This is a genomic window from Rhodococcus sp. PAMC28707, from assembly GCF_004795915.1.
Lineage (GTDB): Bacteria > Actinomycetota > Actinomycetes > Mycobacteriales > Mycobacteriaceae > Rhodococcoides.
Window position 1 is genome coordinate 2,641,722 of sequence record NZ_CP039253.1, and the last position, 12,374, is coordinate 2,654,095.

General features: G+C 62.3%; 8 protein-coding genes and 1 tRNA gene. 7 read left to right on the forward strand and 2 right to left on the reverse strand.

Going from position 1 to position 12,374, the window contains the following annotated elements; genetic code table 11:
- Nucleotides 1–193: 193 nt before the first annotated feature.
- Nucleotides 194–2,551 carry a DEAD/DEAH box helicase gene (locus tag E5720_RS11970; protein ID WP_247595934.1) on the reverse strand — a complete coding sequence of 786 codons (2,358 nt, stop codon included), beginning with the start codon at nt 2,549–2,551 and terminating at the stop codon, nt 194–196.
- A gap of 430 nt (nt 2,552–2,981) precedes the next feature.
- Here E5720_RS11970 and E5720_RS11975 point away from each other — a divergent pair, with 430 nt between their 5' ends.
- The 3 genes from E5720_RS11975 to topA all read left to right on the forward strand — a co-directional run bounded on the left by E5720_RS11975 (nt 2,982) and on the right by topA (nt 7,104).
- Nucleotides 2,982–3,185: a cold-shock protein gene (locus tag E5720_RS11975; protein WP_084345600.1), complete on the forward strand. Its 204-nt coding sequence runs from the start codon at nt 2,982–2,984 to the stop codon at nt 3,183–3,185.
- Nucleotides 3,186–3,360: 175 nt separating this feature from the next.
- On the forward strand, nt 3,361–3,948 hold the full coding sequence (locus tag E5720_RS11980; protein ID WP_136170834.1) for a hypothetical protein: 588 nt from the start codon (nt 3,361–3,363) through the stop codon (nt 3,946–3,948).
- 144 nt (nt 3,949–4,092) lie between these two features.
- A complete protein-coding gene (topA, locus tag E5720_RS11985) occupies nt 4,093–7,104 on the forward strand; it encodes a type I DNA topoisomerase (protein WP_136170835.1) in 3,012 nt (1,003 codons plus the stop codon).
- Between the two features lie 150 nt (nt 7,105–7,254).
- On the opposite strand, the gene E5720_RS11990 is transcribed toward topA, so the two are convergent.
- Nucleotides 7,255–7,902, reverse strand: coding sequence for a TetR/AcrR family transcriptional regulator C-terminal domain-containing protein (locus tag E5720_RS11990; RefSeq protein WP_084345597.1), 648 nt, complete (start codon nt 7,900–7,902; stop codon nt 7,255–7,257).
- Nucleotides 7,903–7,971: 69 nt separating this feature from the next.
- Between E5720_RS11990 and E5720_RS11995 the strand changes: the two genes are divergently transcribed.
- From E5720_RS11995 to E5720_RS12010, 4 genes are all read left to right on the forward strand, one after another.
- The gene (locus tag E5720_RS11995) at nt 7,972–9,093 is read left to right on the forward strand and encodes an NAD(P)/FAD-dependent oxidoreductase (protein WP_136170836.1); all 1,122 of its coding nucleotides are present in this window, start codon (nt 7,972–7,974) and stop codon (nt 9,091–9,093) included.
- A 231-nt stretch (nt 9,094–9,324) separates the two neighbouring features.
- Complete coding sequence (locus tag E5720_RS12000) at nt 9,325–9,801, forward strand: DUF3558 domain-containing protein (RefSeq protein ID WP_168708338.1); 477 nt, start codon at nt 9,325–9,327, stop codon at nt 9,799–9,801.
- A 73-nt stretch (nt 9,802–9,874) separates the two neighbouring features.
- Nucleotides 9,875–11,062, forward strand: a complete 1,188-nt coding sequence (locus E5720_RS12005; protein WP_136170838.1) for a DNA polymerase III subunit delta' — start codon at nt 9,875–9,877, stop codon at nt 11,060–11,062.
- 145 nt (nt 11,063–11,207) lie between these two features.
- Nucleotides 11,208–11,280, forward strand: a tRNA-Thr gene (locus tag E5720_RS12010).
- The last annotated feature ends 1,094 nt before the right edge of the window (nt 11,281–12,374 follow it).

Here is a 12,374-nt window from a genome sequence, read left to right on the forward strand (position 1 = left end):
AGTCTCTGTCACCGGGACGAAGTCGTTCGGAAGTCGTTGGCACCGCTCCCGGGATCGTGGACACCGACCCGGCGGGGCAGTTGTAGAGGCTGGAGGAAGATGCCTCCAGCCTGGATCCTTCGTACTGCGGATGGGTCCGCCGGAGTGGTTCGCAATTGAACCAGACGTCTTCTGACCCGCGGTAGGAGTTACCTCAGCGTGGCCCGGCCCGGAGGGCACCGAGGACCGTTTCCAACACCACGACGGCGCCAGGCTTGTCCAGCGGATCGTTACCGTTGCCGCATTTCGGCGACTGAATGCAGGAGGGACAGCCGGTCTGGCACTCACATGATTCGATGGCATCTTTCGTCGCGGCCAGCCATTCGCGGAGCGCGCTGTGCCCCCGGTCCGCGAATCCTGCACCGCCGTCGTAACCGTCGTAGACAAAGATCGTGGGCAGTCCGGTGTCCGGGTGCAGGGCCGTCGATACGCCGCCGATGTCCCAGCGATCGCAGGTTGCAATGAGCGGAAGTAGGCCGATGGCAGCGTGTTCCGCGGCGTGAAGTGATCCCGGGAATCGTTCCGCCGGTATCCCTCTGGCCTCGAGCAGCTCCGGTGTGATCGTGTACATCACCGCGCGTGTATCCAATGTCTGTTCGGGCATGTCGAGATCGATGGAATCGAGGACCTCGCCGGAGTGCAGACGTCGAAGATAGCCGACTACCTGATGAGTGACGTTCACCTGGGCGAGCGCGGTGGTCACCTCGCCGAAATCCTGTTGGGAGTGCACGGCCGTGACTACGATGTCGGTTCTCTCGCGGGCAGAGGTACTCCAGTCGGGCTGTTCCGGATGGACGAGTGCTATTCCGTCCTCGAGATCGAGCTCGTCGACGACGAACGATTCACCCTGGTGAATGTGGACGGCGCCGGGATGCGCTGTGGCAGGGGCACGGCCACCATCGACGGTCCCGAGCATGCGACCCGAGCCGCCGTCGACGATGGCGACCTGAACGCCGATGCCGCCGCGGATGTTCACGGCGGCATGCGGAGTCCTCTTCTGTCCCTCGGGTGTGATGAACCATCCGTGCGGGCGTTTGCGAACCAGCCCTTCGGCAGCCAGAGCGGTGAGCACCGACTCGGCCTGCAGCTCCACCGCCTCTTCGGCAGTTATCGGTAATTCGGCTGCAGCGCAGAGTATTTGCGGGCGGAGAATGTACGGGTTGGTCGGATCGGTGACCGTCGCCTCGATGGGCTTGTCCAACAATGCTGCGGGATGGTGAACCAGGTACGTGTCGAGTGGATCGTCGCGGCCGACGAGGACGACGAGAGATCCCTCTCCTCGCCTTCCCGAGCGGCCTGCCTGCTGCCAGAACGAGGCGACGGTCCCGGGAAATCCTGCGACGATGACAGCGTCGAGACCGGCGATGTCGACGCCCAATTCGAGAGCGTTGGTAGTGGCGACGCCGAGTAAAGTACCGTCGGAAAGATCCGACTCCAATTTCCGTCGATCGTCCGCGAGATATCCCGCACGATACGCGGCAACGCGAGTTGGTAGGTCTCGATCGACGTCGGCGAGCACGCGTTGAGTGCCGAGTGCGGTGACCTCGGCTCCTCGCCTGGATCGGACGAATGTCAGTGTGCGAGCGCCTTCTATAATGAGGTCGGCCATGATCCGCGACGCTTCAGCGCCTGCCGACCGGCGAACCGGCGCCCCGTTCTCGCCCGTGATCGCTTTCAGTAGCGGCGGTTCCCACAATGCCACTGTGCGGGGGCCGTGCGGAGATCCGTCCTCGGTGACCTGTGCACAGGGAGCGCCGACGAGGCGGGTGGCCGCTGCTCCCGGATCGGCCGTCGTTGCACTCGCCAGAACGAAGGTGGGTGTGGCGCCGTAACGCGCGCAGATGCGTCGAAGGCGCCGAAGGATCAGTGCCACATTGGAACCGAACACACCACGGTAGTAGTGGCATTCGTCGACGACCACGAATTTCAAGTTCCGCAAGAATCTTGCCCACCGCTCGTGCGCGCCGAGAATTCCGATGTGCACCATGTCTGGGTTCGTGAAGATCCAGCGTGCGTTGGCGCGGGCCCACTGTCGGGTTTCGATGGGGGTGTCGCCGTCGTACGAGCTCGGGAAGACCTCACTCGATTCCGGCGCTTCGGTGCGTAACTCGTCGGTGATGGAGATGGTGCTGCGGAGTTGGTCTGCGCCCAGTGCCTTCGTCGGTGCCAGATACAGCGCCGTCGCGCGAGGTTCGTCGAGAAGGGTCGACAAGATCGGCATCTGGTATGCCAGTGACTTTCCCGAAGCCGTACCGGTGGACAAGACGACGTGCTGACCACCGATGGCAAGTGTCGCGGCGTGAGCCTGATGGCTCCACGGTCGGGTGATTCCTCGGGAAATCAGCGTGCGGCTTACTTCGGGCTTCAGCCACGACGGCCAGTCGACGAATTGCGAAGCCCGGCCCGGTAACTCCGCGATGTGGGTCAACGGATCCTCATCGGAGGGGGTGCCGGCGAGCACTCGGTCCAGTAGTGCGCGACCGTAGCTCTGCTGTGGAACCGGTTGGGTCACGTGCTCTCCATACTTGAAAATCGAACGAACAGCATACATTTGCGAGGGCCACGACCTGCGGTTTTCATGCTATCGGTCAGTCGGTTGGTCACCTGCAGTGGGACGGTATCGCTGCTGGTGAAGGCATGCGAGGGTGTCGTCGGGCGGCTCCGCGGTCGTCAAGATCGACAAAATGTTCGGAAAGTGCGCATTCTGACTGTTGCGATTGCAGGGAACATGGTTCACTTGCCTTGGTCGCAGCTTCTGTGTTCGTTTCACGTTCGCAGAAACTAATGTTGCGAACGGTGTGCTTTTCAGAGCATTTCCTGGAGGGATCTCTGTTTTGCAGGGGTTCTCACGAGGGGGATTCAGGAAGTACAACGGTCGGAACCGGCCCGGTGGGCTGTATGCGCCGTCCACCGCATCCGGTGTTAGAAAGAGAAGGAACAGCATGGCACAGGGAACTGTGAAGTGGTTCAACGCCGAAAAAGGCTTTGGATTCATCGCACCAGAAGACGGGTCCGCTGACGTCTTCGTTCACTACTCCGAGATTCAGGGCAACGGATTCCGTACCCTCGAGGAGAATCAGCGCGTCGAGTTCGAGGTCGGCCAGGGCACCAAGGGGCCTCAGGCAACCGGAGTTCACGCGGTCTGATCGACAATCGCCCGCAATACGGGTCGAGTCGACAATCATCATCCCCCTCTAACGTTCGCATTTTCTGCGAACGACAAGAGGGGGATGAGTTGTTTTCGGGTCGACGCGTCATCTGCTCGGGCGAAACGCGCACATGAGGCGTCGGTTCGACCGGCAATGTCCTACTGTCCACACTGTGAACCAGCTGTCGTTCTTCTCCGCCGAGTCGTTGCCCCCATCGGTGACCGACTTGAGCGGACTGCTGGCGTCGACGGGACAGGTCGTCGTGTCAGCTGCGGGCGCGCGTATATCTGTCGTCGTCGACAGTGAATGGCGCGCCGCGGCGATCGCAGATCTGATCGCCGAATGTGGGTTGGTCTCGGAATTGAGCCGGTCGGAAGAAAATCGTCCACTGGTTCGTACGGCATCGGTCGCGGACCTGGCACCGCTGGCCTCGCTATGGACCAAAGGCGCGGTGAAGGCGATGCCACCCGGCTGGGTTCCCGGATCCCGTGAGTTACGGGCCTGGGTTCTGGCCTCCGGCAAGCCGGAGGCGGAGGGCGAACGTTACGTCCTCGGCCTCGATCCGCATGCCCCGGAAACACATGCCCCACTCGCGCAGGCCCTGATGCGTGCCGGAATAGCGCCGACCCAGATAGGCACTCGCGGTCCGACGCCGGGCCTGAGAATTTCCGGGCGAAGGCGCATGATGAGGCTGGTCGAGAACGTGGGCCCCCCTCCGGAAAACGCGGACGCTCGTGCCAGCTGGCCGCACGCCGACTAGGTCGTTCAGAAGCCGATCTGCGAGAATTTCGACGGCGTATGTCACTCTGTTACCAGGCGGACCGAAAGAAAATGTCGGATTCGACCGGTAAAAATGCACACGGAGTGCTTCGAGTCAATGCAATAGGAAAGGTTCGGCAACAAGGTGGCAACACGGAATAACGGCACGGGGGACGGGTCCACCGGCAGCTCTGTTGAGCCGCGCCGTCTTGTCATCGTCGAGTCCCCGACCAAGGCGAAGAAGATTGCCCCGTACCTCGGTCCGAACTACGTGGTCGAGGCATCCGTCGGGCACATCAGAGACCTCCCTCGTGGAGCGGCCGATGTGCCTGCCAAATACAAGGGTGAACCCTGGGCCAGGCTCGGCGTGGATGTCGATCACGACTTCGAAGCTCTGTACGTGGTGTCGCCGGAGAAGCGAAGCAAGGTCGCCGAGCTCAAGAGTCTGCTCAAGGACGCCGACGAACTTTACCTGGCCACTGACCCTGACCGCGAGGGTGAAGCCATTGCTTGGCACCTCCTCGAGACCCTGAACCCGAAGATCCCAGTTCGACGCATGGTGTTCAACGAGATCACCAAACCGGCCATTCTGGCAGCGGCCGCCGACACCCGTGAACTCGACCAGGACCTTGTCGACGCGCAGGAAACCCGCCGAATCCTCGATCGCCTGTACGGCTACGAGGTCAGTCCGGTCCTGTGGAAGAAGGTCATGCCGAAGCTCTCGGCGGGCCGTGTCCAGTCCGTCGCGACTCGCATCATCGTGCAGCGTGAGCGTGACCGGATGGCGTTCCGCACAGCCGAGTACTGGGACATCTCGGCGACACTCGACGCCGGAGCCGATGCGGCACCGCGCAGTTTCGGTGCCCGTCTGGTCAACGTCGATGGCAATCGTGTCGCGTCGGGTCGAGACTTCGGAGCCGACGGCAAGCTCAAGACCGACGCCGTGACCGTTCTCGACGAACCACGTGCACGCAGGCTCGCCGACGCACTTCAAGGCGTCGACCTGACCGTCGCGTCTGCCGAGGACAAGCCGTACACCCGCAAACCGTACCCACCGTTCATGACGTCGACGCTGCAGCAGGAAGCCGGCCGCAAACTGCGTTTCAGCTCGGAACGAACCATGCGCGTTGCGCAGCGGTTGTACGAAAACGGCTACATCACCTACATGCGTACCGACTCCACGAACCTGTCGGAGTCCGCGATTGCAGCAGCGCGGGCGCAGGCAACCGATCTGTACGGTGCAGAGTACGTCCATCCGTCGCCGAGGCAGTACACACGCAAGGTCAAGAACGCGCAGGAGGCACACGAGGCCATCAGGCCTGCGGGTGACGTATTCCAAACGCCAGGCCAGCTCCATTCTGCGCTGCAGACCGACGAGTTCCGTCTGTACGAGCTGATCTGGCAGCGCACGGTCGCATCACAGATGGCGGACCTTCGCGGCACGACTCTTACGTTGCGCATCACCGGAACAGCAGGCACCGGCGAAGAGTGCACGTTCTCCGCGGCTGGTCGCACCATCACTTTCGCAGGCTTCTTGAAGGCCTATGTCGAGAGTGTCGACGACGAGGCCGGCGGCCAGTCCGACGACGCAGAATCCAGACTTCCTGCGTTGAAAGCCGGGCATGCGGTGACCGCTACCGCGCTCGATCCGGATGGGCATACGACCAACCCGCCGGCACGGTACACCGAGGCCTCGCTGATCAAGACCCTCGAAGAGTTGGGGATCGGTCGACCGTCGACGTACGCCTCGATCATCAAGACCATTCTCGACCGCGGATACGTCTACAAACGTGGCAGCGCGTTGGTGCCGGCGTGGGTGGCGTTCTCGGTCGTCGCACTCCTCGAGACACACTTCGGTCGACTCGTGGACTTCGACTTCACTGCCGGGATGGAAGACGATCTCGACGCCATCGCCGGTGGTCGCGAACGTCGCGGTGATTGGCTCAACAGCTTCTACTTCGGTGGCGACACCGGTGCCGAAGGTTCTGTTGCGCGTTCGGGCGGACTGAAGAAGATGGTCGGCACCAACCTCGAGTCCATCGACGCACGCGAGATCAACTCGATCAGGCTGTTCGACGACAGCGAGGGACGCGAAGTCCACGTACGCGTCGGCCGCTACGGTCCGTATCTCGAGCGGATGGTCCGCAACGACGACGATCCCGACGGGGATCCGATCTCGCAGCGCGCCAACCTGCCCGACGACCTTCCCCCTGACGATCTGACGCTCGAGTTCGCGGAAAAGCTGTTCGCGACCCCGCAGGAGGGCCGCAAGCTCGGCGCCGACCCGCTCACAGGCAACGACATCGTCGCGAAAGAAGGCCGTTTCGGTCCTTACGTGACGGAGATACTGCCCGAGCCGCCAGCCGAACCGACACCTCCCGAGCCGGACATCGTTCCCATCCCGCAGGGTGAAGACGGTGGCGGCGGCACCAAAACTGCAGTCAAGAAGGCTGCTGCGAAAAAGGCACCTGCCAAGAAGGCTGCGAAGAAGGCCACCGGCCCGAAACCGCGTACAGGCTCACTACTCAAGTCGATGGACCTCGCGACCATCACGCTCGACGACGCGCTCAAGTTGCTGTCGCTGCCGCGAGTGGTCGGCGTGGACCCCGAGTCGAAAGAGGAGATCACCGCTCAGAACGGCCGCTACGGCCCATATCTGAAGAAGGGCACCGACTCCCGCTCGCTCACCGACGAGGAACAACTGTTCACCGTCACGTTGGAAGATGCGCTTAAGATCTACGCCGAACCGAAGCGTCGCGGACGCCAGGGTGAAGCGAAGCCACCGCTCCGCGAGCTCGGGATCGACCCGGTCAGCGAAGCGCCGATGGTCATCAAGGACGGCCGATTCGGACCGTACGTGACCGACGGGGAAACCAACGCCAGCCTGCGCAAGGACGACGACGTCGCCGACATCACCGACGATCGTGCGTCGGAGTTGCTGGCGGACAGGCGTGCTCGTGGCCCGGTGAAGAAGAAGGCCACCAAGAAGGCGACGACCAAGAAGGCCACCGCCACCAAGACCGCAACGAAGACTGCGGCCAAGAAGGCACCGGCCAAGAAGGCTGCAGCCAAGAAGGCGCCCGCGAAGAAGGCCGCGGTGAAGAAGGTTGCCGCCAAGAAAACCGTCGCGAAGAAGACGCCGCCGGCTGAGGGTTAGCCGCTCGTCCCTTTTTTGCTTGAATGGTCCATTCATGTTCTCTGCCAACGTGAATGGACCATTCAAGCTATCTGTCATCTTGAATGAACCATTGAGGCGACGGGTCCGAAAGTTGTAGACATCCGCCATGTGCGTAACCGCCCCGGCTGCTCAATCGGCGGTGACTACGCCCGCCAGAAAGATGTCGATACCCGCGAGAAATTGTTCACGGTCGTCGTGTTCGCGTAGCTGCGGTGATACCTGATGCAGGAACGGAAACTTCGCGGGATCGAGCTGTGTCCACCGATCGGCGATACTGCCGAGGAATGTCGATCGGTCGGTTTCCCTGGTGAGAAGCTTTGCGACCGCTGCATGTTGGGCCGCAAGTCCGATGATGTAGTTCAGTACCGCGGAGACCGCGTCGAACTGTGCGTCTTGTGGAACTTTCAGTGCCCGAAGCTGTCGGCCGATCCCGTCGATGATCTGGGTGACAGCCGGTTGCCAGGGTTCGCCGGCCAGTTGGGTGCCCGCCCATGGGTGGGCGTCGATGGCGTCGAACAGTCCCGAGGCCATCGCGCGGATTGCCTCTCTGGGGTCTTCCTCGCCGACCGTCACTGTCACTGCGTGGGTGATGACGTCTTCGGTGGCTGCGGTAAGTAGGTCGCGTTTGTTGTCGATGTGCCAGTAGATCGCGCCGCTTCCGGTGCTCAGGCGGAGGGCGAGCGCGCGGAAGGTGAGCGCTGCCTCGCCGTCGGCGTCGAGGATGTCGATCGCGGCCTCGACGATGCGTTCCTTGGAGAGCTTCGGTTTGGTGGCCATGCCCTATCTTGACATGTTTGGAACGTTGTTCCATCATTGTGGAACAACGTTCCATAGAAGGGGTAGGACTTGAAATTCCAAGTAACCATCGTCGGCGCGGGGCTAGGCGGGCTCGTCCTCGCTCGCGTGCTCCACACGAACGGGATCTCCGCGGTCGTCTATGAGTCCGACGCCTCCCCTCAGGCCCGCACCCAGGGCGGGCAGCTCGATATTCACGTCGCCGACGGGCAAGCGGCGCTTGCCGAGGCCGGTCTCACGGACCAGTTCCAGGCGATCATTCACGAGGGTGGCGAAGCGACGCGTGCGGTCGACGCACAGGGCGTGGTGCTGTACGAAGACAAGGACGTCGGCAACGGAACCCGCCCCGAGGTTCTTCGCGGCGATCTCCGACGAATCCTCATCGAATCCTTGCCCGACGGCACTGTTCAGTGGGGAAGGAAGCTCGCGGGCGTCACGTCCCGCGGTGACGGCACGCATGAACTGGCATTCACAGACGGGTCGACGGTTGTCACTCCATTTCTCGTGGGCGCAGACGGTGCCTGGTCACGGGTGCGGCCTCTACTCTCGGATTCAATACCGGAATACTCCGGCGTTACTTTCGTCGAGACCTATTTGACCGACGTCGACGAAAGGCACTCTGCCGCAGCCGCGGCCGTCGGCAGTGGTGCGATGTTCGCGCTCACCCCCGGTAAAGGGATTTCGGTGCACCGCGAGGCAGGGGGCATTCTGCACACCTACGTTCAGCTGAAGCGATCCGAGGATTGGTACGCCCAAATCGACTTCTCCGACGACACCGCACCGCGCCGGATCGCAGCCGAATTCGAAGGCTGGGCACCCGAACTCACTTCACTGATCACCGATGGTGAGGCCCCGCCGGTTGCGCGGATGATCTACACGCTCCCGAACGAGCACCGATGGAATCGCGTTCCTGGTGTGACGCTCCTCGGTGACGCGGCGCATCTCATGCCGCCATCCGGCGACGGCGCGAACCTGGCGATGTTCGACGGTTCCGAGCTGGGGAAGTCGATCGCCGCACATCCGGGTGATATCGAGGCAGCGCTGACGGCCTACGAGGGGGAGCTGTTCCCGCGCAGCGCAGCAGTCGCCGCCGAGGCACACGAGACGTTGGATCTGGTTATCGGCGACAGCGCACCCTTCGGGCTGATCGAGCTCATTTCGGGTGCACACTAGCACTAGCACTGGCGCGGGCCCAATGCCGGCAGTGATGGGAGCTCTTGGGTGTTCAGTACTGTTGTCTGCCAACGTGAATGGACCATTCAAGCTATCTGTCATCTTGAATGAACCATTGAAGCGGATGGGTGCCGACCGAACGCGACTGGGTAACGCTGGAACCAGCGGGGCATTCGCTACGTCCAAGTGGTTGTGAGGAAGAAACTAGCCGTAGCTGCATGCTGTCTACTTGTGTTGTCGGGGTGCGCTCGATCGGTCGAGGGCAAAGCTGTCGTCGAGGACCCGTGGCATGGGCAAGGCCAATCGAGTTCGGCGACGCCATCGACGACCGAGGCGGTAACTCCTGCGGAGTTCGACCCATGCGATTTCGACGAAATCACGCTGACGGTAGCGGTAGGTGTGGATCCGGAGACGGTCGTGCCGATGTCGGGCGGGTGCGTCTGGACGGGTGAGGATGTTGCGTTCACTGCCACGATCAAGGCAGGTCTCCCGCTGGATTCGATCGAGGGGACGTCCGGTGTCACCGACCTGACCTACTTCGACGTAGGTACGCGAAGGGTTCAAATCTTCGCGTACAAGGGTGATTCTTGTGTGGCGGTGGTCGATATCGACGGCCGAGCGCTTCAGTTCGTCATGATGGAGAAGGACTTCAACTCGTTCTGTATCAGATTGAGCGTCGCGGCGAGAATGCTCGTCGAGGACATCTAGGTCGGGGGATCCGTCCATCCGGCAGTACCGCAACCGTCTACGGCGTCCTACTCGACGACTAGGATCACCACCCATGGCAGGAGTATTCGATCGGCTGATCGGCCAAGAGGACGTCGAGTTGCAGCTGACCACTGCAGCCGTCGGTGCACGCAATGGCGATACCGGGTCCGCCATGACTCACGCCTGGCTTTTCACCGGGCCTCCCGGCTCAGGACGTTCGGTGGCCGCACTGTGTTTCGCCGCCGCCCTCCAATGCACGTCGGAAGGCTCACCGGGCTGCGGCGAGTGCCATGCCTGTTCGACGACGATGGCAGGAACCCACGGCGATGTTCGACGCATCATCCCGCAAGGGTTGAGCATCAGCGTCAAGGAAATGCGTGACATCGTCTCGATAGCGTCGAGACGTCCGAGCACCGGCCGGTGGCAGATCGTCGTGATCGAGGACGCGGACCGTCTCAGCGAGGCCGCCGCCAACGCGCTGCTCAAGGTCGTCGAGGAACCACCGACGCGGACCGTCATGCTGCTGTGTGCGCCGTCGACCGATCCGGAGGACATGTCGGTGACCCTGCGGTCGCGCTGCCGCCACATCCCCTTGGTGACGCCTACCGCGTCGGCCATCGCAGGAGTGCTGCAGACCCGCGACAAGCTGGACCAGAAAACAGCGGAGTGGGCCGCGTCGATCAGTGGCGGTCATGTCGGGCGCGCTCGACGCCTCGCCAAAGACGAGGATGCCCGTGCTCGACGAACGCGTGCGCTGGGGCTCGCATCGGCCGCTGCTCGCCCCACGCAGGCTTATCTCGCAGCCGAGGAGATGGTGAAGGCCGCCGAAACGGAAGCAGCGGAGATCAGCGCTGCGCTCGACGGCGTCGAGATGGAAGAGCTTCGCACCGCACTGGGCGCCGGCGGTACCGGCAAGGGCGCAGCGGGGGCGCTACGCGGGTCTGCAGGGGTCATCAAAGAACTCGAAGCGCGGCAGAAGTCGCGTCGCACCCGCAACGTGCGCGACTCCTACGACCGAGCACTGATCGACCTCGCCGGCCTGTACCGCGATGCGTTGGCCCGCTCGTACGGGTCGACGGCCGTGCTCAATCACCCCGACATGGCCGAACAGATCGAACGGATGGCCAAAGGTGCCTCACCGGAGGCACTGCTGAAGAGCATCGAGGCCATCCTTCGCTGCCGCGAGTCTCTGGCCCTCAACGCCAAACCGAAGTTCGCGGTGTACGCCATGGTGGCGTCGTTGGGTTCGGCGCTGAGCTGACCCCATCGCTTGGGTGCTTCATCGAGGCCGGCCCCATCGCTTCGATGGTTCATTCAGGCTGACAAATAGCTTGAAGCGGCCATTCAAGCAGCCGATTTTCATTTGGGCGGGATGCTCCGTTAGACTCACGATCGCCGAAAGGCACGCCGCCTTAGCTCAGTCGGTAGAGCATTTCACTCGTAATGAAAAGGTCAAGAGTTCGATTCTCTTAGGCGGCTCGCAAGAGGGCAGGTCAGAGGTGATTTTTACACCTCGGTCCTGCCCTTTTTCGTATCCAGGGCACGTTTATGGCACGGATTGAATCGGTGCCAGCTTGTCGAGCACGCTGCTGACGTCTGGCACCATCCTGCTCGCTCGATGTAGTGCTTCTCGATCACCGCGCTACCCGAGTGACCGAGCTGTGCCGACGCGGCACTCAATCCGGTAGACGCTCGACCATTGTTCCGACCGTCTACCGGAAGCTATGGGGCTCTATCCACTTGTAGTCATCGCCGCGGACCTTACGCCTTGGCGTTAGCGCGTTTGCCGGCCACCAGGGCGTGCCCAAGCTCGACGGGAACACAAACAGTCGAACCCGAAGAGATCGGCGGGCCGCCCGCGACCAGGCAGCATCGAAGGTCGAGCGTGCCAAGCAGCGAGCAAGGACCTTGAAGCCAAGAAGGACGCAGCCGCTCGGGGCCTCGACGCCCCACCGGCACCGCAGGCACCCGACCTAACGACTAACTACACCGACGACCAGTTCTCGCAGCTCGTTGCAGAAGCAGCAGTGGCGGACGCGAATTGCGAACGAAACGAGGTCTACGCATTGATCGACTCCACTCCTGAAGACCGGTCCGACGCTGCCTGGCCCTCGAGTGATCGAAGAACGGCTTCACGGATAGGTCATCGTCTGGATTCAGTTCAGGCACCGGTGCGTTCACGGTGAGAGGTATTCCCAGTTCTTCGGAAACCGCCGGCGACATCGTCTCGGATTCACTCGGCGACATCCTCGGGTACGACGGCGCCGGCCAGATGAGGCCGTTCGCGAAAGCTGGTCGGCGCGGTCGTCACGGGTGTCGCTGATACCCAGTAACAGCAACTGGAGGAGAACGCGAAGATCGTCAACTCCGCACCACCATCAACCCCTGACGAGATCTGTGGCCAATTACCTGCAACCCCAGGAACACCGGCATGGCTCGAATTGATAACCAAAGGCCTCCTCGCCCAGACTCCGAAATTCTTCGATACCGGTGGCGAGTGGGAGTCGGAGACGTTGGTTTACAACGCTTCTGGCTACAAGAAACTCGTCCTCAATCACGATCGGCGTGAGCAG